This window comes from Novosphingobium sp. P6W (assembly GCF_000876675.2).
Taxonomy (GTDB): domain Bacteria; phylum Pseudomonadota; class Alphaproteobacteria; order Sphingomonadales; family Sphingomonadaceae; genus Novosphingobium.
In genome coordinates this window covers 353,899-376,325 of the sequence record NZ_CP030354.1, presented here as the reverse complement: position 1 = coordinate 376,325, position 22,427 = coordinate 353,899, and the positions used below count along the sequence as shown (strand labels likewise).

The window sequence follows — 22,427 nt, the reverse complement described above, 5'->3', positions numbered from 1 at the left end:
AACCCGCATTTCGCGCCTTATATCTGTTCAACAGCTTGACCTTGCGGACTACAAGATACAATTACCTCCGCAATACAGCAAGCGACGATCATCTGATTGACGCTGCCGCCAGCGAGCGGTGGGAGAGAAAATGGCTGACACTTACGAGTTCATTATCGTCGGCGCCGGCTCGGCAGGTTGTGTGCTGGCGGATCGCCTGTCGCGAAACCCGCGCAATCGCGTTCTCCTGCTGGAAGCAGGCAAGCGGGATCGCAGCATTTTCATTCACGCACCGGGGGGGCTTCTGCCGATCATGTATCGCGGAATGTTCCAGTGGATGCATGTTTCCGTGCCGCAAGCGCATGCCGGCGGCCGGCAGATGTACACACCGCGCGGCAAAGTCCTTGGGGGATCATCGTCAATCAATGGGATGGTCTACGATCGCGGTTCAGCGTCCGACTACGACAGGTGGCGACAGCTTGGTAACGAAGGCTGGAGTTACGAAGACGTCCTTCCCTATTTCAAGAAACTTGAAGATTATCAGCCCGGCGGCGAAATCGACTTTCACGGCCAGGGCGGACCCGTGCTCGTCACCCAGCCCGGCATCCAGCACCCGCTCGCGGTCGCGTTTCGCGACGCTGCGCTTGCCAGCGGCCTGCCCTATAATTCCGACCCTAGCGGCTCTATTCGAGAGGGAGTCTTCGCTGCAGACGTCACGGCCTCCGCCGGGCGCCGGTGGAGCGCGGCGCGCGCTTACCTGAAGCCTGCAATGAAGCGCCCGAACCTGCGCGTCATCACCGAAGCCCAGGTCCAGCGGCTGATCGTTGAGAACGGTCGCGCAACCGGAGTAGCATGGATGCGTGAGGGTGGCATCCACACCGCGCGCGCGTCGCGGGAAGTGATCGTTTCGGCCGGAGCGATCCATTCGCCCTGGATCCTGATGCTGTCCGGCATCGGCGATGCCAGCCACTTGCGCGAGGTGGGCGCCGAGGTAATTCACGATCTGCCCGGCGTGGGAAAGAACTATCGCGATCATGTGGCATTGACCGTCAAGCAGCACTGCACCCAGCCGGTATCCCTGTTCAATGTCTTCCATCCGCTCGTCGCCGCCAAGGCGGTCGTCGACTTTGCGCTATTCCGAAAGGGGCCGCTGGCGACGCCGCCAGCCGAAGTGGGCGCTTATTTGCGCACCATGCCCGGTGCCGAGATACCGGACGTGAAGGTTCACTTCGCAATGGCCCTCTACGAGGCGATGGGCCGCGAGTTGATCATGAAGCACGGGTATTTCGCCCATGTCGACTTGCTCGATCCCGAAAGCGTGGGTGAAATCCGGCTGACCGGCGCGCACAGTTCGGCACCTCTGTCGATCGACCCGAACATCCTTTCCACGCCAGGCGATTTGGCCAGGGGTCGCGCAGCGATCCGCGCGGTGCGTGACATCTTCGCTCAACGCCCGTTTGATACATTCCGGGGCGAGGAATTGGTGCCAGGGGCCGCAATCCAGTCGGATGACGAACTCGACGACTATCTACGCGCCACCGCGGTATCTGACATTCATGCCGTCGGCACCTGCCGCATGGGCCACGATCCGCTCGCAGTAGTCGATCCGCAGCTTCGGGTGCGGGGCATTGGGGGATTGCGCGTGGTAGATGCCTCCGTCATGCCCCGCGTGCCGGGCGGAAACACCAATGTCCCGGTAATGATGGTGGCCGAAAAAGCAGCCGATATGATTCTGGCAGCCTGACCATGGAGGTCTCCGCTCCCCATGTTAAGGACAGGAGCCGGTCCTATCCACTCTATATCCTTGTGCTGCTTCTCCTGCTGAACACGCTCAGTGCCGCCGACCGGCATCTGTTCTCCATCCTGATCCCGGCGATCAAGTCGGAGTTCCGCGCGAGCGATGGTTTGCTGGGTCTTATCGGTGGTCCCGGCTTCATCGTCAGCTATGTCCTGTGCTCGATGCCGCTCGCCAGGCTGGCGGATCGCTGGTCGCGCCGCGGCGTCGTCGCTCTTTCCGCAATGCTATGGAGCGGCGCAACAGCCGCATGCGGACTAACCGCCAACATCGGCCAACTCGCGGCCGCCCGCATGGTCGTGGGGGTCGGAGAGGCCGGGGGCCTGCCGCCCTCCCAAGCAATGCTCGCCTCATTATTCGGAGAAAGGCGCCGCTCGGCGGTGATGGGGGCATTGGCGTCCGGCACCCATTTCGGACTGGTCGTAGGATTGCTCGGCGGAGCCGCCATCGCCTCGCTATGGGGATGGCGCGCGGCGTTCTTCTGCCTGGCCATTCCCGGTTTCCCGCTCGCCTTGCTCCTCTGGTTCACCGGCCCCGGCCCCAAGGACACCGCCGTCATCGGATCGCGCGCGCCAAGCCTTGGCGTCTGGGCGGCCTTGCGCCAGTGCTGGGCCATCAGATCGCTACGTCTGCTCGCCATCGGTGTCGGAACCTTCAACATCTTCGGCTATGCTGGTGCCGTATGGATGCCGACCTTCTTCATGCGCTCGCATGGCATGAGCGCGGTACAAGCGGCTGCCTGGCTGGGGCTAGGCGCGGCGGTCGGCGGGATTGCGGGGAGCCTTGCCAGCGGCATGGCCGCAGACCGCCTCCTTCGCTTCGGCCCGCAGTGGCAGCTTCGCCTGCCGGCGATAGCCTTCCTTCTGGCATTTCCGATCAATATCGCCGTCTTCACGCTTCCTGGCGGCACCGGCTTCTCGCTGGCCGGACTGCACGTTCCCGGCGTGGCCTGCCTTTCGGTACTGAACGCCTTTCTGCTCGCAAGCTGGGCTGGACCGGCATTTGCTGCGGCGGCCCGACTGGTGCAACCTTCCATGCGAGCGCAGGCGACGGCGATGATTGTCGTCGTCATCAACGTGATCGGCAGTACTGTCGGCCCATCGCTCGGCGGGCTTGTTAGCGATCTCTTGGCCGGTCTCGCCGGCGCAGAGTCGCTGCGTCTCGGACTGCTGGCGATGTCCTCTCTGACGGTCGCGGGAGGACTCGTCCTGTGGCGGGCCGCTGCTCATTATCCATCGGATCTTGCAGATGCGAAGACGACCGCATGGCTGTGATCCAACCCTGCGGACCTCCATCATATTTCCATGAACAAGGGAGAATTACATGTCTGAACAGCGACTGGCCGGCAAGATCGCCGTCATCACTGGGGGGGCTCGCGGCATGGGCGCGGCTACAGCAAGGCGTTTCGTCGAAGCGGGGGCCCAGGTCATCGTCGCCGATCTTTTGGAAGCGGAGGGCGCGGCTTTAGTAGAAGAACTCGGCGCGGCTGCGACCTTCCAGCGCCTCGATGTCTCCGATGAAGGTAGCTGGGCAGATCTGGTCTCGGCAGCCACACGCAATCACGGCCGAATAGACGCCCTGGTCAATAATGCTGCTGTGGTGGCGTTCGGCCCGATCGTCGAGTTCACATCCGAGCAAATCGACCGCGTGCTGGGCATCAATGTGAAAGGTACAATGCTTGGGCTCAAGCACATCGGCGGACTGATGTGCGAAGCCAAGGGTGGCGCCATCGTCAACATCTCGTCAGTGGACGGGCTTCGCGGCGTCAATTCCCTGGGCCTCTACAGTAGCTCCAAATGGGCCGTACGCGGTCTGACCAAGACCGCCGCGCTCGAATTCGGCCATCATGGCGTCCGGGTGAACTCTGTCCATCCGGGCGGCGTCAACACTGTCATGGGCAATCCGCAGGGTCTGGAAGGTGAGGCCAAGAACGAAGGCTACGAGCGCGTTGCGCTTCAACGCATCGGCGAGCCCGAGGAAATCGCCGCGGCCACTCTCTTCCTTTGCTCGGATGAAGCGAGCTACGTCACCGGAGCGGAGCTAGCAGTGGATGGCGGCTGGGGCGCGGGATATTACCATCACTTCCTGCCTGGCGCGCCGGCCGCACTGACCTCGATTTGAAACGAAGATTTGGGAAATGGATTTCATGACGGAAGAAGAAAAAGTATTCTCCGGCGGCGTCGCCGTCATCACCGGTGCGGGCGCAGGTATCGGCATGGGCCTGGCCCGCCGCTGCGGGCAAATCGGCATGACCGTCGTCGTCACCGACATCGATGAGGCGAAGGCCCGGGCGGTCGCTGCCGAAATCGTCGCGGCAGGCGGCAAGGCCGAAGCCCGGCGCGTGGACGTCTCCAAGCCCGAAGCGCTGGATTCGCTGGCGCAGGGCGTGTTCGACAGGCACGGCGCCGTGCGGCTCCTGGTCAACAACGCCGGTATCGAAACCATCGGCTATACCTGGGAAATCCCCGTCGCCCGCTGGGAAACCACGCTGAACGTCAATATCCACGGCGTCGTCCACGGCGTGCGCGCTTTCGTGCCCCACATGCTACGTGCCGGGGAGGAAGCCTGGATCGGCAACCTTGCCTCTATCGGCTCGTTCGGGCAGATGCCGACACAAACCGCCTATATCATGAGCAAGCACGCCATCCAGGCGTTCAGCGAGTGCCTCTATCTCGAAATGCAGCTGGCCAAGGCGCCGATCAACGTCTGCTCGATCGTGCCCGGCATGCTCAAGACCAGCATCTTCGACGCTGCCGCGGGCGCCGGGGAACCTGAAGGCGCGGCCACCCACCGTGCGATCATGGCCGAGATGATGGCGAACTATGGCATGGACCTCGACGAGGGCTGCCGCACATTCGTGGCCGGCATGGCCGCGCGCAAGTTCTGGATTTCCAGCCAGCCGGAAATGACTGAGCAGTCGCTCGAAGGCCGCATCGCCTTCTTCCGCAACCAGGAGACACCGATGCTCAACGACCAGACGCGCCAGTTGCTGGGCGTCCAGTAACACAAGGAACGGCGGGGCATCCACACCCCGCCGCCTCACGAGCCTGCGGCCTCGTCCTTCACGATTTCGAGGAAAAGCGGACGCTCGCCGCCACCATGAACTTCCAGCTGTGCGCCGCTGACATAAGCGGCCGCAGGCGAGGCCAGAAACGCCACGGCCTCAGCAATATCGCGGCCACGGCCCAGGCGGCCCAGGGGAAGCGAGGCGGCGATGCGCTCCTGCGCATGGACGCTTCCATAGGTCATTTCCGCGGACTCGGTTTCGATCAGACCGACGATCACGGCATTCACCCGCACCTCCGGACCCCACTCCTGCGCCAGGCTAGTTGTAAGGCTCAACAGGCCCGCCTTCGCCGCTCCGTAGATCGCCGTGTCCGGCGAGGGTCGGACGCCCGAAACGCTGGCAATATTGACGATCGCGCCGCGTGAAGCCCTCAGATGACGATAGGCTGCCTGCGACACATGGAGCGGCGCAAGCAAGTTGAGCTGCAAGATGCGTTCCGAAAAGCGCGGGCTCGCGGTGGCAGCCTGAGCCTGCGGCGAACCGCCGGCGTTGTTGACGACCAGATCGATCCGTCCATGCCGACCGGCGACACCGTCTATCCAGGCGCGAACTGCTTCGGGATCGCGGATGTCGCAGCTCTCGAATTCGGCGGCGAGGCCGTTCGCCGTGACAGGCTCCTGGGGCGGCGTACGGCCGCATGTGGCGACTGCAAAGCCCTGTTCAAGCAGGAGCTGCACAATGGCAGCGCCAATTCCCCTCGTTCCCCCGGTAACGATAGCCACCCTGCCCCGCCCTGCTTCGCTCACGTCCCTCTCCCTCGCTGCTTCATTGTCATGCCAGCCATCTTTCTCTAGGCGAGAAAGTCGCCATATCAATAGAGGATGTGCTGGATCGTTACGCAAAATGCGTATACCACCGCCACATAATAAACAATATGCGGTACAGGAGGGGGACTTGGGTTTCACGGCTAAGCAACTTTCGGACCTCGAAGAGATCCGCATGGTAAAACACCGCTACTTCCGGGCGATCGACACCGCGGACATGGATCTGCTGGCCACACTCTTCACCGAGAACATTTCCGTCCACTACCGCGGTGGAACTTACGAAGTGCGCTGCGAGGGCATCGGCGACATGCTCGAATTTCTCGCGAACAGCTTCCATTCGGGTGCAGTTGCCATGCACCATGGCCACATGCCGGAGATCACGCTGACCGGCACCGACGCCGCCGAGGGGATCTGGTATCTGGAGGACATCTTCGTCAATCTCGAAAGCCGTACCCATACGACGGGAAGTGCGATCTACCGCGACATTTATCGACGTGAAGGTGGCCGCTGGAAAATCGCTCGCACTGAGTACGACCGCGTCTTTGAAATGATCCGCCCTTTGGCGGACGAGGCGAAGATCACCTTCCATCACCTCGCCGCCAAGGGGCGCAAACCCGAAGAGCGTACGGACATCGGCCACCTCATCACCTGGACCGGGAAATGAAGAAAACGAAATGCCAGCGAGGAACATCTCGCGGCCCAGCCCGAATGGGCACAGGGGCAAATGACATGGCTCGTGTGATTGTTGCAGCAACGTCCCTGGCGCTCTTCGCCGCGACGGATCCCGCTCTAGCTCAGAGCTTATCCACCCCGGAAGCCAGCGAAAGCGGCGAGATTGTGGTCACGGCCAGGCGCCGGGAAGAAAAGCTGCAAGACGTGCCGATCGCCGTCACCGCTGTCGATACAGTCGCGCTGGACAGCCGCGGCCTCGACAACGTCACGCAGGTTGGCCAGATCGCGCCGAACATTCAGTTCACCCCCGGCCAGGGCGGCAATTCCGGCGGCATCGCGCCCTTCATCCGCGGGGTGGGCGAGAACGACTTCATCATCACCTCCGATCCGGCGGTGGGCGTCTATATCGACGGGGTCTACGTCGCCCGCACCTTCGGTGCGACGACCGAACTACTGGGCGTGGACCGCATCGAAGTCCTGCGCGGCCCGCAGGGTACGCTGTTCGGCAAGAACACGGTGGGCGGCGCGATCAGCATCGTCTCTTCGGTGCCGGGGCAGCGCCGGACGATCCAGGCCGACATTCGCTACGGCTCGTTCAATACCGTGCGCGGACGTGTTCACGCCGAAACACCGCTGTCCGAAAAGTGGTCGCTGGGTGTTTCCGCGCTCGGTGAATTCGGAGAGGGATGGCAGAAAATCCCGTCCGGACGAAATCTCGGAAACCGCAACGTTGTCGCCGGCAAGATGGCCCTTCATTACGATGACGGAACGCTCGATGCCCTGTTGCAGGTGGACGGATTGCGGCGCCGCCAGAACAGCGCGCCGCACAGCCTGATCGCCTTCACTCCGACCTTCCTGTCGGATCTCCAGTCCACATTCATCGCGCCCTGCTGCACGGTTCCCGGCGATATCGACCGTACGGACAGCACCCCGGCCCTCAACCGCGACGATACCGACGCCGTCAACGTCTCGCTTACGCTGAGCGCGGACCTCGGCGGCCCGACGCTGAAGTCAATCACCGCCTATCGTCATGTCGATGCCGTGTTCGGCCGTGACGGAGACGCATCGTCCGCTGTCAACTACGCAGGCGACATTCACGACGAGAAGGCTCGGCAATACAGTCAGGAACTGCAGCTAGCCTTCGATCTTGGCGGGCGCGGCTCGCTGCTCCTGGGCGCATTCGCCTATCGGGAGAAGACCTGGGACGATACCCGGCTGGTCGTCGCGGACGGCCTCTATTCGCGTCTCATCGCCGCCGGTTTTGATCCAGGTCTCGCGACCACGCTCGACCTTAACATCGATTTCCGCAACCGTCAGCGCACTGACAATCTCGCGGTGTTTGCCAACGGCAACTATGATTTGACCGACAGCCTCTCGCTGGAACTCGGTGCGCGCTACACCTGGGAGAAGAAGCGCTTCACCCAATCGGCCATGCGAGTCTACTCTAGTGCGCCCTTGCTGTCGGGTACACCCCAGTACACCTTGGAGAAGAGTTGGGATGCATTCACACCGCGCGCTTCGCTGTCCTACAAGCTGCGGCCCGACGTCATGGCCTACGCTTCCTACTCGCGCGGCTTTCGCTCCGGCGGCTTCAACGGACGTCCGACCTCTCTGGAGGAAATCGGCTCTTACGATCCCGAACATCTGACTGCCTATGAAGCTGGAATCAAAACCAGTTTCGGCCGTATCGGCACAATCAACCTCGCGCTGTTCCGAAACGAATACCGTGACCAGCAAATCCTCGTTTCGACGGTCAGCCCGGCCAGCGGCCTACTGGTGGTGCGCACGGAAAATGCCGGCCGTTCCCGGATTCAGGGTCTAGAGCTCGAGACCAAAGTGCGCGCCTCTAGCCGCTTCACCTTCACCGGCGCGCTCGGCCTGCTCGACGCCAAGTATTTGGACTATGTGTCCGTCATCAACGGCGTACCGACGGACGTCAGCGACCGCCGGCCCAAGCAGGCGCCTGACATCACCGCGAACGGAAGCGCGGTCTATACCCTGCCTATTGCCGACCAAACCGAGGGCGTGTTCCGTCTTGATGCAGCTTACAAGAGCGAGGTCTTCGTGGATCCCGAAAACTCGCCGCTGCTGCGCCAGCCCGACCATGTTTTATTGAACGCAAGCGCAGAGCTGCGCTTGCTCCGCAGCGACATTTCAATCCGAGCTGGAGTGGACAATATCACCGACCGGCGAGTCATCACTGCAGGCTATGACGCCCGCTCCAGCTTCGGTTTCGTAGAGGCCTTCTACTCACCTCCCCGGCGCTATACACTGACGCTTGCCTATCGCCATTGATCGCAAGCAGGAGACATCCTTGGCAGACAGCGATGCCCTGTTGCAAAGCCTCTATGCAGGTCTGACGATCGATCCGCCCTGGGAAGATTTCCTGCGCGCCCTTGCCGAGGCGACGGGCGCCGCATTCGCCACGCTGCTGATCGGGCGAGGAACGCTCGGCATCGACGCCCATGTGACGCCAGGCATCGATGCCGGAAGCAAGCGCGCTTATCAGCGCCTGTCGGATGCGGATCCCTTCGTCGCGCTGCCTGAAGGTAAAGTCGTATCCTTCCAGGATTTCGTGCATCACGTTCCGGCGCCTTTCCGGGATTGGATGAACATCTCCGGCACGGGCCAAATCCTCGGGGTCGACCTTAGCCGCACCGGCGGCATCGCGGTGCGGCTGCGGCTGACCCGCAATGCTCATCAGGGGGATTTCAGCGCAGAGCACAGCGCGCTTGTCGCCTCGCTCGTTCCGCATTTGCGCATCGCGCTCGACATCCACGCGCGGCTTGCCACAACCCAGGTGGAAAGCCAGGTCTTCGGAAATGCCATGGCCGAGTTCTCCGTCGCCACTCTGATCGTGGACCGCAAAGGAGCGGTTCTGCGGCGCAATGCCGCGGCGGAACGGCTGCTGGCGGATGGCCGCGTCCTCGCCGAGCCCGGCGATGTGGTCCACTTGCGCGATCCCCTTGCCGCAGCCGGCTTCGCCGCGGCACTGGCAGCACCCCCGCCCCCGGACGATGCTATGCGCCTGGCTCTACCGCTGGAGGACGGGGCGCCGCTCGAAGCGCGCGTGCATGCCGTGCCGCCCTCGGCTTGCGGCGATCGGGCGTGGCTTGCCCTCTTCGTAGCGAGCCCCGCCCGTGCGCAGCGCCTTTCAGAGGACGCCCTGCGCACCCGCTTCCAGTTCACCCGCTGCGAAGCTGCGCTCGCAAGGCTGCTTGGGGAAGGGACGGCCCTCCCGCAAGCAGCCCGGCTCCAGGGCATGGCATACAACACGGCGCGATCGCATCTGCGCGGCATCTTCGCCAAAACCGGCGTGCATCGTCAGGCGAATCTCGTGGCACTGCTCCGCTCCGGTACGATCTGATCCAATTGGACGATGTGCCGCTCTCATCGAGCTTTTACGTTTTCCCCACGATACCGGGAGAACGACATGCGATTTTCAATCATTCACGAAGCCCAAATGGTGGACACCACCCGCGCAAATGAGCAGCAGGTGTTCCGCGACGTCGTCGAGCAGTCGGTCTTTGCCGAGGAGATGGGCTTCGACGTAATCTGGGCAGTCGAACATACCGCCCTCTCGCAATATGCCCACATGTCCGCGCCAGAGACATTTCTGGCCTATCTCGCCGGGCGTACCAGCCGGATCGGCATTGGCCACGGCGTCGTCTGTCTGCCGCCGGCAATGAACCATCCGGTCAAGGTCGCCGAGCGGATCGCCATGCTTGACATCCTCTCGGGCGGCCGCGTCCACTTCGGCATGGGCAAGGGCGGAACCCAGCAGGAAGCCGGAACCTTCGGCTACGATCTTGCCGAGCTGCCTCCCATGATCGACGAGAGCATGTATCTCATCCCGAAAATCCTGCGTGACGGCGAAGTGGAACATGATGGCCGTTTCGTGAAGATACCCCGTCGCCCGATTCATCCTTCGCCGGTCCAGGACCCGCACCCGCCGCTCTACATGGCCTGCACCCGTGCGGACACGCTGGCCACTGCCGGGTCGCGCGGCATTGGTGCCCTGGTGCTCGGTTTCGCCGGTCCGGACGACATCGCCGCCAAGAACGCGGTCTATCGCGAGGCTTTCCGCAACCGCAGCGCCGAGGATCAGGTCGGCTTCCGCCCGACCGAGCACTTGGCAGCGCTTTGCCCCGCGCTCGTCCTGAACAACCGCGACACGGCCCGCCGCATCGGACTGCGGGGACAGAGATTTTTCGTGGAATCGCTTGGTCATTGGTACTCTGGCGGCCCTAAGCCCGATATCGAGGACCTCGACGCGGGGGACAGCATCGAAGCGCTCACGCGTCACAAGGAAGAAACAGTCGCCTGGCTTTCGGGCGAGCCCATAGCCGTCGGCGGGCATCACACGGAAACCTTCGAAGTGGCGCAGGACGCCTACGGTACGCCCGAAGACTGCATACGCCATGTCCAGCGACTGGCAGACGCCGGCGCGGACGAGATACTATTTCTGTTCCAGATGGGCGGAATTCCTCACGAGCTGATCATGGAGACGATCCGCAACATCGGTGAACAGGTAATACCGCATTTCCGGGCTTCGGCATTGATGCCAGCCTAAGGTTACGCAGGCGAGAAGATGGTCTCCATCGCCTTCTTCAGCGCCGTCGCACGCTCATCAGGAGCCATGCCCGCCAGAGCTTGCGATGGCGCTTCAACGGCTAAACGAGCCATTGGATAATCCGGGAGTGCACCGTCAGATCATGCAAGCCGAAGCTGCCAGAACCTGGAAGGTGGCGATCAAACACAGCTTCAAAAAGACAGTCTGCGGGAGGGTTAAGCGGTCCATCGCTGACCTGAACATGCGCTATCCTCTGTGGCGGGAGTGCGGCAATGTCCGACCAGCGCCCGCCGCCGCGGATAACATGCAAAGTATCGGCGCAAAGCCCCACATCTGGACGAAGTGCTTCGACATGTCGCAACGCGTCGTGCACCGTGGGAACCGCGGAGAGCGGATAGGCCTCGATGATCGCCCCTGCTCCAACTTCCCGGCAGATCTCGACCATGCGCTCCAGCGATCTTCGGAGGCGTACCGGCGCGTTGTCCATCCCGAGAATATTAACAGATCCGCCAAGTTCAGCGGCCAGCGCCGCCCGCCGTTTCAGCGCTTCCCAGTCCGGGTGGCTGTCAAGAAGGCAGGGTTCGGCGATGCCTAGCCTCAAGCCTTCGTCTCGTAGCACAACTTGCACTTCGCGCAGCTCGGCACCCCCGCGCGTCACATCAGGCGTAGGGCTGATCGAAACCGGCGACACGAACAGGCTGACCTTGGCAAAGCCGGCAGATGCCGCTGAACGCACAAGCGTCAACGCATCGACGTTCGCAAGCGAGAGATGATCAAGGCAGAAACGCTTGGATGCTGAGGCGGCCAAGTGACAAATATCAGTCCACGCCGCGACGATGCTTGCCGCGGCTTTTGAGCCAGGAATAATCGTCGATTTCTCGCATCTCGATCGCCGCAGCCGCCGAAATCGTGGCCCCGCAAATAAGATGGATTGCAGGCCAAGAGAAGCCAACTTCCGCAGATTCCGCCAGTTCCTGGGTTCCTACCCACGGTCGCATGTTCGTCTGGCGCCAGTAGGACCCCAAGCGTTCCAGGATGACCATGGCTTTGCCCTCCTCCTTCGCCTTAGCTATCCCGATGCCATCTTTACATTTATCTTCTTCAATTGGTCTCGATGACCTTCCTTCATCTTCAGGCGACGATAGCTGGGTGTGCGATCCTCGGATCACCCAGCATGGCCCGGTATGATCGCGGGCTTCGCCCCGCAGCCTCCGTTATTCCGTACCGCGCGGCGATCTCCGCGGTAATCAGCGTCTGCCCGTTCAACGCCTCACGGTCGGGATCCGCCTGGATAGCGGCCAGCACCCTTCCGTTGAATTCGGGAGTCTCCGCGTCTGCCATGAACTTCTCGTACTGCTCGGGATGTTCAGCAAGCGTGCGCGTGCTGCGCTCAGTGAGCAGCGGCCCCATCCATAGTGAGACAGCCACGACCCCCGTCCCTCGAAAATCGACGCCCATATCGGCTGCAAACTTGTCTACCCCTGCTTTCTGCGCGCCGTAGGCAGGCCCATGCATGTAGCAGACCGAGCCGAACGAGGACGTGAAAGCCACCAGTCCGCGACCCGCCGAAACCATCAACTTCGCCGCGTGCCAGCTCGCAACATAATGAGAGCGCAGACCGACCTGCAGAATGTCCGAGAGACCCAACGACTTTTCCCAGAAAGGTCCTGGTTTCACGAGCTCGTCGTGAAGGGCGGCGACGTTGTTGACCAACATGTCCACTCGGCCACTCTCGTCCGCGACGCGTTCGAACAATGCCGCTATGGCGCTATCGTCCGCATGGTCGACCTGAACCGCGACACCCTCCCCACCCGCGGCGCAAACTTGCGACGCAGTGGCCCCAATTGTGCCGGGCAGATCTGCGGCCCCTTCCCGCACACTGCGCCCCGTCACGTAGACTTTGTATCCGCGTTCTCCCAAAGCGACAGCGATGCCCCGGCCCGCACCGCGGCTCGCTCCGGTCACGACCGCTACTGGCCTTACGACTGTTCCCGTGCTCACTCTTCGCCCCCTCAGGCCGCCGCGCTTTCTGCACGTTTGTCGACCGTAACGTAGAGCCCGTTGGTGCGCTTGTGGGAATCGGGCGCCTTATCGCGAGGATTGTAGAATTGCTTGTACCACTGTCGAACCTTTGCGTAGGGACCGTCGTTCGGCACGACCATCGGATTGATACAGGCCCGCTTGTTCTGCCACACTTCGACGTCCTGCGCGAAAGCCAGTCGACTCCCCTCCTGATACTGAAGAGCGGCGTTCTGCAACGCTTCGGTAATCGGTGCGGATCCATCGTTCACCTGCACCATAAGTCCGTGCCAGACCCGGATCCGACCATCTTCAATCGGTGTATGGGTAATGAGTATGAAGGAATTGAACGTGCCTTCCATCTCTGACTGAAGGATCGAAGGACCCGTGTACCAGGTGTCGAGGGTCAGTATGTTTTCCGGACCGGTTGTCAGTGTCCGGTGTCCCGATGCATAGTACTGATGGACGGTATGGTCTTTGAACTCATTAGCGAAGTAGACAAAGTCCTTCGCTCCGTGAATGGGCACGAAATGCCCGTAATCGGCCATGTTATCGACGACCTCGATGGGATGGATGTCGAGATCGCCCATGAAATCGATCTTCCAGTTGACCCAGCCCGGCGCATCGTAATGCCCACCAAAGTCAGGCAGGTCGAAATCGGGCTCAAGACCTTCGGAATCGTGCCACATCCAGATCGTCCCGGCGCGCTCGACAACCGGAAAGGTTTTCAGCTTCGCCGCCTTGGGAACGAAGTCGGAGTACGGAATGTTCTTGCACGCCCCATCGGGCCCGTACTGCCAGCCGTGGAAGGGACAGCGAATGGATTCGCCCTGCACCTGCTCACCGTCGCGCACGATATAGGATGTGGTGTTCTTCGCGAGGTGGGCGCCCATGTGCGGGCAGTATGCCTCGACGACGTAAGGCTGGCCACTCTCGCCGCGATAAAGAACCAGATCCTGCCCGAAATAGCGCATGGCCACCGGCGTGGTGCTGGCTTCCGTGCTTTCGGCGACCATGAACCAACCGCGTGGGAAGGCGAAATCGCCGACTCGGTAATCTGATGAAGTAGCCATGATGAATCCTCTCGCGTTTGCTCCATCCTAGCATCGGGCAACGCCCGCCGCCACCCGTGACCGGAACCTTTCATCGTTAAAACGTCATATAATTACGCAAATTGACATGTTATGGCTGGCCCGTTCTCGTTTTGCGATGCGATAGGACCGAAATATGCCCAACGAAGAACGCGCTCCCCCCCCTGCAGCTGCTATGCGAAGCGCACTCGAAGCGTATGTCACCCGAATCAATGAAGGTGATCTGGCTGGCATCATGGCATTGTTCGAGCCTGAGGCGATCATAGAGGATCCCGTCGGCTCGCCGCCCAAGACTGGCGGTGCGATACGTTCGTGGTTCATCGACACGATTGCCTACGGCACCCGCATCACGCCGGTGGCACCGATACGAGGCTCGCATGCGAATGCGGCAGCGCTCGTATTCGACGTCACCTTCAAACCGCCGGGCGAAGCGCCCATACTGATACGCTCCCTGGACGTATGCACTTTCTCGGCCCAAGGCCTGATCTTGACCCTCAAGGCTTATTGGGGACCGGAGGACATGCAACCCCTGCCTAGATGAATCCGACCCTCACAGCAGCTCGACGACTTCGATGAGATGCCCTTCGGGGTCTTTCAAGAAGGCGACCTTCACTCCATGGGCTGCCTTTTCCTCCACATCGACGACCACGCTCGCACCAGCGCGCCTAGCGCGCTCGACAAAAGCGATCACATCGGGCGTTTGGAAACCTACGATGACTTCCTCATTCGCAGGCAGGTCACGATCGAGAAACTTGAACAGCACGAACGTCGCCCCTCCCTCGGCCGTCGGCTTGAAAAGCACTTCCTCAATGGCGCGGCCGCCGATTTCGTCCTCGACGCGCATCAATTCCTCCAACTGCGCAACATCCCGATAGAAAGCCGCCGTGCCATCGAGATCTTGGACAACCAGCTTCGCGAAGCCGAAATGCGATTTCATCGTCAGGGTTCCTTTCTTTTTCGGCGGATGATCCACCCATCACACAGACATCAGCTTTTATGCACGGCAGGCATCCTGCGCCCGCCTACACACTTCTCGCACGCACCCTGCGCAACTTGTTCGCGGCCGTTGGCCATTCGGAGATTGGCCTGAAGCCTGGAAGCAGGCCGGCGCGATGCGTACTATTTTTACTCGGGACTACGCATTTCGATTATCGAGAAATGTTTTGCCGCTGTAAAGCGTATTGCACAGATGAGTTCGATCACTTAACGGTGCCGCAAATACGAAGCCCTCCAAAGAGAGGAGCCCTTCCGGCGTTCCGCTGGACCAAAGGAGAGAGACATGCTGCTTGAGAACAAGGTGGTTGTCGTTAGTGGAGTAGGCCCGGGATTGGGACAGGCACTCGCTCGCCTCGCAGCAGCCGAAGGCGCCAGCGTCGTGCTTGCCGCAAGAAACCGGGACTTCATCGAGAATGTGCGCGAGGATATCGTCTCCAGGCACGGCGAGGCGATTGCCGTACCTTGCGATGTCTCTGACCCGGCACAATGCGAAGAACTTGCCAGGCAAGCCCGTGATGCATTCGGCGGTCGAATCCACGGACTTGTGAACAGCGCCTACTATCACGGCGAATGGAGCTTCATTGAAAACGCCGATCCCACCGACATGACACGAGGCTTCGACGTCAATTGTCTCGGCGCCCTTCGGCTGACCCAGGCCTTTCTGCCCTTGCTCCGAAACGGCGGTGCTGTCGTCAATGTCTCGACGATGGCGACGGTGCGTCCCTATGCCGGCGACCACGGAATGGAAATGGGCTACGCAGTCGCCAAGGGCGCGCTCAATACGCTCGGCAAGTACATGGCCGCTGATCTGGGGCGCTTCGGCATTCGCGTGAACACCTGCCGCATGGGTTGGATCCACGGCCAGCCGGTGGAGCAGCACATTCAGTCGATGGTGGACGCCGGCACCCCGCGCGAAGAGGTGGTCGCCGGCATCACCTCGGACATTCCGCTCAAGGTGATCCCGCCGGAAGAGGATTGCGCCCGTGCTGTACTGATGATGCTGTCCGACTATGCGGCGGTGGTGACCGGCGCCTCCCTCGACATAAACGGCGGCCACTGGATCGCTCCCTGAGCGCGTCGCCGGAGGCCAGCCTGCCTGTCGGCCTCGTGATGCCCCTCTCACCTTTTTAGACCAGGATCAGGATAAAGCCGGCTCTGGCCGGCGAGATAGGAGAGTACCGAAATGTTGTCTGAAAGACTGCTGCAGCGCACCCTGCTCTGCGGCACAGCCGTCGTTGCGTCCGGCTTCCTGCCAACTTTCGCACAGGCACAGGATGCCGGCGAACAGGCGGTACCGCCTCAATACGGCATCGCCGATATCATCGTCACGGCCAATCGCCGGCAGGAGAACAATCAGGACGTTCCGCTTCAGATCACGGCTCTTTCCGCCGAGCGGCTGCAGCAGCAGGGTATCGCCAAGGAGCAGGACCTCCAGGCCAATGTCCCCTCGCTCGTCGTCGGTCCGAACGGCCAGGGATCACGCGAAGCGCAGTCCTTCACCTTGCGAGGACAAGGTGCAACATTCCAGGCCTCGCCAGGCGTCGTCGTCTACATGAACGAAGTTCCCTTGCCTTCCGCTATCACCCTCTCCCAGCAAGGCGGCCCCGGCAACTTCCTCGACCTTGAGAATATGCAGGTTTTGGCGGGCCCTCAGGGAACCCTGTTCGGCCGTAATACCACGGGCGGTGCCGTACTGCTCACCCCGCGCAAGCCGACCGACGAGCTGGGCGGCTGGCTCCAGGGCATGATCGGCAACTACGACGCACGCACGATCGAAGGGGCGCTGAACGTGCCGTTGGTCGATGACAAGCTGATGGTCCGCGTCGCTGGCGCCTTCTCCGATCGCGACGGCTATACGCGTGACATCATCTGGAACAAGGACCGCGACGACCAGCATTGGTACACCGGCCGGCTCGGCGTGCTGTTCCGCCCGACCGAGCGGATCGAGAACTACCTGATGGTCTACGGGACCCGCTCCAGCACCAATGGCGCGGGATTAGTCCACCGGCAATTCAACATCGGCGCCATGGCGGCTCTAGGACTGTGCAGCGAAGCCCCCGGCACCGGTCCCTATTCATGCAACGTCTACCGCGCCACCAGCGAACGCGCCAACGAACTAGGCCCGCGCCGAACGGCGCTTGGCATCGACGTGTTCCACGAAACCGAGATCTGGGGTGTCAGCAACACCACCGACTTGGAACTCAGTGACGAGCTGACACTGCGCAACATTGCCAGCTACCAACGCATGCGCCTGCGTTATCGCTATGACAGCGACGCCACCGTACTCCAGCAGCATGACGTGGATCCAGGTGAACTGCCGGCGGACGGCGTGGTGACCCTTCCCGGCGCGGGAACCCCCGTGTTCTATCGCAACGCGACCGCGTTCAAAGAGGTGCCGCGCGACAATTTCGAAACGTTCACTGAAGAACTACAGCTTCAGGGCGAGTTGTTCGACAAGAACCTTACATTCACCACTGGCGGTTTCTATTTCCGCCAGCGTCCCGCGGGCGTTCAGGGCGGTGCCTCGGTGAACTATTGTCCTGCGATCCAAACGGGACAGTGTGGCACCTCGACGCAGCGTTACGGCGTCGATCAGGAATCCATGGCTCTCTACGCCCAGGCCACACTGAACTTCGGCCTGCTGACCCCCGCGCTGGACGGCTTGCGGCTGACCGGCGGCTACCGGCACACCTGGGACAATATCGCGGGATTCTCGACTAACATCCAGCCGAATGCTGGCGGTCTACCCGGCACCGTCAAGTGCGGCGCCACCGGGGTCACGAATGTCCCTGCGGCACAGGCCTTCGGCACGTGTCGTTTCGATGCGCGCATCAAGGCGAATGCGCCTACCTGGACCGTTGGGCTAGATTACAAGGTAATTCCGGAAGTCTTGCTCTATGGTCGTATCAGCCGCGGGTACAAGTCGGGCGGCATCAATGCCCTGGCTGTATACGACAACAAGCGTACGTTCCGCCCGGAATACGTAACCTCCTATGAAGCTGGCTTCAAGACCGACTTTCATGTCGCCGACGTGCCGTTCCGCTTCAACGCTGTGGCCTATACGGTGGACTACAAGGACATCCAGCGCGCCGGGGCGGACTTCAATCCCGGCACCAATGCCGGCGGTTCGCAGATCTTCAACGCGGATGCCCGCATTCGCGGTGTGGAGGTCGAAGCCTCGTTCCAACCCTGGCAAGGCCTGGAGCTTGGCGGCAACTTCAGCCACACCGACGCCAGGTACAAGTCATTCACCTTCACCAGCGCCACGGGCCAGGCGGATTGCAATGGCGGCGTCGGTCCGGGCGGCACCGCGAACTTCACCTGCCTACCCTTCCAGTATGTCGCGCCCTATATCTGGAGCATCCATGCCAATGCCGAGATACCCGTAGGCGAGGGCATGGGTGACCTGAACTTCTTCATCAGCTACTCGCACACCTCGAAGCAGTACACCGACACGACCGCCATGCCCTATGAGCAGCCGGGCGCCTGGCTTCAGCCCTTCGGACTCTTAAACATGTCGCTCGATTGGCGAAACGCGGTGGAGAGCGGCTTCGACCTGAGCTTGTTCGTCACCAATGCCACGAACAAGCTCTATCGGATCAGCAACACCAATGTGTTTCAACAGACGGGCGGCTTGCTTTATCAGTCGTCGCTTTATGGCGAACCGCGCATGTACGGCCTGCGCCTGAAGTACAGCTTCGGCGGCGGCTAAGCCAACATAGCCGAGGGCCGGAACCCATGGCGTCCGGCCCTCGGTCGACCCTGCCCCTCGATCGCAGGCCTGTGCGCCCGTGGGCTCTCACTGCGGCAAGCGCATGCAACAAATCGCCCGCCTTTCCCGCCCCCGTATGGGAGCGGAAAGGCGGGCGAAACGCATTGGGCTGCACCGTGTTCGAAAGAGGTCTTGCTGCCTCAGCCTTCCTGTTATGCAGGTGGTCCGGTCAGGCGGCGAGGTAGACGTCTCCGCGCGGTGCTTCGGCAGGATACTCTGCCGGGCCGCCATAGTCGTAGGCGTCGTTCAGCGCCTTGATGAAGGCCGGATCGCGCATGGGGTCGGTCGGCGTCTCGATGGCGATGCCGCGCGAGCGTACGTCCTTGAGTAGCGTTTCGAAGACCCGGTCGTAAATGAGGTTGTCCGAGCCGTCCATGTTGGTCTTGAGTTCGGCATAGTCCTGGAAAACTTCCGCAGACCAATGGACAAGGAAGCGCAGGTCCTGCGTGGTGTAACGCTCGATCACGCTATCGCCCGTCTTGACCACCCAGCCGTCCGGATTGTCTGGTTCGCCGCTGAACAGGCTATCGAAGCCTAGTCCGGCGGGGCGCTGGCGTTCGATCGAGCCGTTCGCTTCACCGCGATGGACCATCATCTCGTTCTGAACCACCACACCCTTGTTGTAGATCGGCGCGCTGAGCCGCTCCGGCTTTTCGAGCGGGCCGTTCGACCAGTACGTGAACCCGCTTCTAGGATCGTGGCTAAACCAGGTGATAACTTGCGCCATCTTGATGAGGTAGTCCTTGAACAGCCCTGAACGGCCCATGATCGAGCAGAGCCAGGTCGGCGAATTCTCGTAGCGGATGCCGCGGAAGCTGGGGGTGTCGAGATGGCCGGGGTCGTTGTTCCCGCAGGGACCGTTGATGTTGAACAGCATCATCTGCGGCTTGGCGTACTCCGCGCCCCAGTACGACTTGGCGTGGTCAATGAACGTCTGATTGTAGAACACGTCGTGCAGTTCCGGGAAAAGCACGGTCGAGTAGTTAGCGTAGAAGCCGCGGAAGGTGGGCGTCAGGAACATGTCGAGCGTCGGCTCAAAGCCTTCAGGGAAACCGCCCGCGAACGTGGCGATCAGTTCCTCGGCATTGGCGAAATGCTGGGCGATGATCAATTTCCATTCTCCCGAATGGACCACCGACAGCATGCGGCGCAGCTGATCTTCCGTGAAGATGTTTTCCAGCTGCCGCGGCGGCGACGCGGGCCTGAGAATGTCTGACAGATGCTTCTTTTGGAATTCGTCGAGCATGGAAACCTCTCCTGTCACGCGACTGCACCGCGTGGTTCGCTCATGATAATAAATCGAACGACATCGATCAATAAGTGGTTGGTGGCCGCAGTTCAGGCCCTGTTAGCGCTGACCAGCAACGGTCGAAGAAATGCGTCCATTCCCTCCGACCCACCTTCCGATCCGAAGCCGCTGGCGCCCATCCCGCCGAAAGGCGTTTCCGGCATGGCCATGGCAAAGTGATTGACGCCCAGCATCCCCGCCTCGATCCGCGACGCAATGGCGTGCTGGGTTCGCGCGCTGTCGGTGAAGGCGTAGGATGCCAGGCCGTATGGCAAGCGGTTCGCCTCCGTTAGCGCGGCATCAAGATCGTCTACCGGCATTACCAGCATCAGGGGCCCGAAAGGTTCTTCATTCATGACCTCCATTTCGGACGTGACATCGGCCAGCACCGTTGGTTGGAAGAAGTACCCCGAATTGCCAATGCGAGCGCCGCCCGTGGTGATACGTGCGCCGCGCCGGAGTGCGTCTGCCGAGAGGGCTTCGATCTTGGAAAGCTGCCCTGCAGTCGCGAGTGGTCCCATCTGCACCGCCGGATCCATGCCGTCGCCGACCCGAATCCCCTGCGCGTGCTCGCTCACACGAGCGACGAAATCGTCATAAAGCGGCCGCTCGACGAGAAACCGTGTCGGTGCCACGCAGACTTGCCCCGCATTACGATATTTGAACTCCACGCTGGAGCGCGCCGCAAATTCAAGATCGGCATCACGAGCAACGATGACCGGGTTATGTCCACCCAGTTCCATCGTGACTTTCTTGAGGTGCTCCCCCGCGGCGGCGGCCAGCAGACGCCCGACCCGGGTGGAACCGGTAAGCGTGATCTTGTGTATCTCCGGCGCCGCGCAGAGCGCTGCGGAGATCGCGGGTGCATCTCCCCACAGCACCGTAATGACACGCGGCGGCAGGCCTGCATCGAGCAGCGCATGGGCGATCCGCCAAGCTGCGCTGGGTGTCTCTTCGGCCGGCTTCAGGACGATGGAGCATCCGGCGGCCAGCGCCGGCGCCACTTTTTGCATTGGCGTCCAGGCCGGAAAATTCCACGGCGAGAAGGCTGCAACCGGACCGACCGGACGGCGCTGCACTTCCCAACTCATGTTTGGCTGGCGAGAAGGAATGACGCGCCCATAAGCACGGCGCCCTTCTTCCGCGTACCAATCCAGAAGGTCGGCCGACGCCAGCCATTCGCCGTGCGCCTGGGCGAGTGGCTTACCCTGTTCGCGGGTAATCTCGGCGGCGGCTTCATCCGCCTGTCCGCGCATTGTTTCGGCGGCACGGCGCATGATAGCCGAACGCGCATAAGCCGACATCTGCGACCATTCGGCAAAACCTTGGGCGGCCAGCCGCGCCGCCTCAAGCGCCTCCGCTTTCCCGCATTTCGGCACCGTGCAGATCACTTCGCCGCTTGCGGGGTTCACCAGGTCAATAGTGCCAAGCGAACCCGCCGCGCGGTCCTGGCCATTGAAAATAGGGGAGGGCATCGTCATGAAACTGCTCCAACCTGCTTTTCTGCTGCAGCCCCCTGTGCAAATCGGATGAAGTCGGCGCTAGCCATCGGGCCGGCGCTTGTTCGAGCCGCGCCTAGCACGCCTGCCCAGTAGCTTTCTGATCCGTCTGCCAGGCGCCACTCGTGCAGCCGGCGCGTCAGCAACTGCAGATCGAATTCTTCGCTGATCCCGATGGCGCCGTGCACCGCATGCGCGATGGCCGAAATGCGCACGGCTGCGCAGCTCGCACCGTGCTTAGCGATCGCGGCGATCGCGGCTTGCGGGTAAAGCCCGCCGCGCGCTCCGATACCGGCGGCGATCCGCGCCGCCACCGCCTGCTCTGCAAGTATGGCAAGCTGCTGCTGAACGGCTTGCTGCTTGCCGATGGGCTTGCCGAATTGGCTCCGCTCGTTGGCGAAAGCCGTCGTCAACTCCATGACGCGGTCGGCCGCGCCGGATATGAGCAGGGCGCGCAGTACCGCCGCAAGAGGCCGCAGCGATGGCGCTGGCGGGCAGCTTTCGTGCGAACCTACCAGGATGGGATCCTCAGGGCTACCTGCAAGGACATGACGAGCCACGCGTGCGAAGGGTGTGAATGTCGCGCCGCCGGCAAGAACGATCGGTCCTTGCGGCATTTGGTCTCCTTTCCGGGCGAACAAGGCTCGAGCGATCATCGTGTCCCCGACCGGAAGCGGCACGGCGTTGTAACCCAGCAACGCTATAAGGGGCGCCGCTTCCGCCAAGGACAATCCGGCGCCGCCCGCTTCCTCATCGACCAAGGCATCGAGGAACCCGGAATCCTCGAACGCCTGCCACATAGCGGCCTGACTTTCCCCGCGTTCCACTTCGCGAACGGCCGCCGGCGAACAGATATCCTGCAACAGCCGGGAAAAAGGAGCGACCAGTTCCTGCATGTCCATTATCCCATTT

At 61.8% G+C, this 22,427-nt stretch carries 20 protein-coding genes; 11 read left to right on the top strand and 9 right to left on the bottom strand.

Annotated elements, in window-relative coordinates; all coding sequences use genetic code 11:
• Positions 1-130: 130 nt before the first annotated feature.
• The 4 genes from TQ38_RS27460 to TQ38_RS27445 are packed head-to-tail and all read left to right on the top strand — an operon-like array spanning position 131 to position 4,778.
• The gene (locus TQ38_RS27460) at positions 131-1,723 is read left to right on the top strand and encodes a GMC family oxidoreductase (RefSeq protein WP_043976070.1); all 1,593 of its coding nucleotides are present in this window, start codon (positions 131-133) and stop codon (positions 1,721-1,723) included.
• 2 nt (positions 1,724-1,725) lie between these two features.
• A complete protein-coding gene (locus tag TQ38_RS27455) occupies positions 1,726-3,048 on the top strand; it encodes an MFS transporter (protein WP_043976068.1) in 1,323 nt (440 codons plus the stop codon).
• 49 nt (positions 3,049-3,097) lie between these two features.
• Positions 3,098-3,895, top strand: a complete 798-nt coding sequence (locus TQ38_RS27450; protein ID WP_043976066.1) for an SDR family NAD(P)-dependent oxidoreductase — start codon at positions 3,098-3,100, stop codon at positions 3,893-3,895.
• Between the two features lie 25 nt (positions 3,896-3,920).
• Positions 3,921-4,778, top strand: coding sequence for an SDR family oxidoreductase (locus TQ38_RS27445; protein ID WP_043976146.1), 858 nt, complete (start codon positions 3,921-3,923; stop codon positions 4,776-4,778).
• Between the two features lie 35 nt (positions 4,779-4,813).
• On the opposite strand, the gene TQ38_RS27440 is transcribed toward TQ38_RS27445, so the two are convergent.
• Positions 4,814-5,587, bottom strand: coding sequence for an SDR family oxidoreductase (locus TQ38_RS27440; RefSeq protein ID WP_043976064.1), 774 nt, complete (start codon positions 5,585-5,587; stop codon positions 4,814-4,816).
• Positions 5,588-5,735: 148 nt separating this feature from the next.
• Here TQ38_RS27440 and TQ38_RS27435 point away from each other — a divergent pair, with 148 nt between their 5' ends.
• From TQ38_RS27435 to TQ38_RS27420, 4 genes are all read left to right on the top strand, one after another.
• Positions 5,736-6,269, top strand: a complete 534-nt coding sequence (locus TQ38_RS27435) for a nuclear transport factor 2 family protein (RefSeq protein WP_052505777.1) — start codon at positions 5,736-5,738, stop codon at positions 6,267-6,269.
• Positions 6,270-6,334: 65 nt separating this feature from the next.
• Positions 6,335-8,572, top strand: coding sequence for a TonB-dependent receptor (locus TQ38_RS27430; protein WP_113942105.1), 2,238 nt, complete (start codon positions 6,335-6,337; stop codon positions 8,570-8,572).
• 19 nt (positions 8,573-8,591) lie between these two features.
• Positions 8,592-9,644, top strand: a complete 1,053-nt coding sequence (locus tag TQ38_RS27425) for a helix-turn-helix transcriptional regulator (protein WP_043976062.1) — start codon at positions 8,592-8,594, stop codon at positions 9,642-9,644.
• Positions 9,645-9,710: 66 nt separating this feature from the next.
• Positions 9,711-10,850 carry an LLM class flavin-dependent oxidoreductase gene (locus TQ38_RS27420; protein ID WP_043976061.1) on the top strand — a complete coding sequence of 380 codons (1,140 nt, stop codon included), beginning with the start codon at positions 9,711-9,713 and terminating at the stop codon, positions 10,848-10,850.
• Positions 10,851-10,950: 100 nt separating this feature from the next.
• Here the strand turns inward: TQ38_RS27420 and TQ38_RS27415 are convergent, their stop codons facing one another.
• The 4 genes from TQ38_RS27415 to TQ38_RS27405 all read right to left on the bottom strand — a co-directional run bounded on the left by TQ38_RS27415 (position 10,951) and on the right by TQ38_RS27405 (position 13,942).
• A complete protein-coding gene (locus tag TQ38_RS27415; RefSeq protein WP_162792443.1) occupies positions 10,951-11,658 on the bottom strand; it encodes a sugar phosphate isomerase/epimerase in 708 nt (235 codons plus the stop codon).
• 10 nt (positions 11,659-11,668) lie between these two features.
• A complete protein-coding gene (locus tag TQ38_RS30300) occupies positions 11,669-11,893 on the bottom strand; it encodes a hypothetical protein (protein WP_043976059.1) in 225 nt (74 codons plus the stop codon).
• 88 nt (positions 11,894-11,981) lie between these two features.
• Positions 11,982-12,851: an SDR family NAD(P)-dependent oxidoreductase gene (locus TQ38_RS27410; protein WP_043976057.1), complete on the bottom strand. Its 870-nt coding sequence runs from the start codon at positions 12,849-12,851 to the stop codon at positions 11,982-11,984.
• A gap of 11 nt (positions 12,852-12,862) precedes the next feature.
• A complete protein-coding gene (locus TQ38_RS27405) occupies positions 12,863-13,942 on the bottom strand; it encodes a Rieske 2Fe-2S domain-containing protein (protein ID WP_043976055.1) in 1,080 nt (359 codons plus the stop codon).
• Between the two features lie 154 nt (positions 13,943-14,096).
• On the opposite strand from TQ38_RS27405, the gene TQ38_RS27400 reads away from it, so the two are divergent.
• Positions 14,097-14,501 carry a nuclear transport factor 2 family protein gene (locus tag TQ38_RS27400; RefSeq protein ID WP_043976054.1) on the top strand — a complete coding sequence of 135 codons (405 nt, stop codon included), beginning with the start codon at positions 14,097-14,099 and terminating at the stop codon, positions 14,499-14,501.
• Positions 14,502-14,510: 9 nt separating this feature from the next.
• Here TQ38_RS27400 and TQ38_RS27395 read toward each other — a convergent pair whose 3' ends face one another.
• Positions 14,511-14,933 carry a VOC family protein gene (locus TQ38_RS27395; RefSeq protein WP_240198189.1) on the bottom strand — a complete coding sequence of 141 codons (423 nt, stop codon included), beginning with the start codon at positions 14,931-14,933 and terminating at the stop codon, positions 14,511-14,513.
• A gap of 306 nt (positions 14,934-15,239) precedes the next feature.
• Here TQ38_RS27395 and TQ38_RS27390 point away from each other — a divergent pair, with 306 nt between their 5' ends.
• Complete coding sequence (locus TQ38_RS27390; RefSeq protein ID WP_043976050.1) at positions 15,240-16,028, top strand: SDR family oxidoreductase; 789 nt, start codon at positions 15,240-15,242, stop codon at positions 16,026-16,028.
• A 111-nt stretch (positions 16,029-16,139) separates the two neighbouring features.
• Positions 16,140-18,668 carry a TonB-dependent receptor gene (locus tag TQ38_RS27385; RefSeq protein ID WP_043976048.1) on the top strand — a complete coding sequence of 843 codons (2,529 nt, stop codon included), beginning with the start codon at positions 16,140-16,142 and terminating at the stop codon, positions 18,666-18,668.
• A 229-nt stretch (positions 18,669-18,897) separates the two neighbouring features.
• Here the strand turns inward: TQ38_RS27385 and TQ38_RS27380 are convergent, their stop codons facing one another.
• The 3 genes from TQ38_RS27380 to TQ38_RS27370 form a co-directional block, all read right to left on the bottom strand.
• A complete protein-coding gene (locus TQ38_RS27380) occupies positions 18,898-19,974 on the bottom strand; it encodes a hypothetical protein (RefSeq protein WP_043976046.1) in 1,077 nt (358 codons plus the stop codon).
• Between the two features lie 92 nt (positions 19,975-20,066).
• The gene (locus TQ38_RS27375) at positions 20,067-21,497 is read right to left on the bottom strand and encodes an NAD-dependent succinate-semialdehyde dehydrogenase (RefSeq protein ID WP_043976045.1); all 1,431 of its coding nucleotides are present in this window, start codon (positions 21,495-21,497) and stop codon (positions 20,067-20,069) included.
• Positions 21,494-22,417 carry an acyl-CoA dehydrogenase family protein gene (locus TQ38_RS27370; protein ID WP_043976043.1) on the bottom strand — a complete coding sequence of 308 codons (924 nt, stop codon included), beginning with the start codon at positions 22,415-22,417 and terminating at the stop codon, positions 21,494-21,496. The genes TQ38_RS27375 and TQ38_RS27370 overlap by 4 nt, the downstream gene beginning before the upstream one ends.
• Between the last annotated feature and the right edge of the window lie 10 nt (positions 22,418-22,427).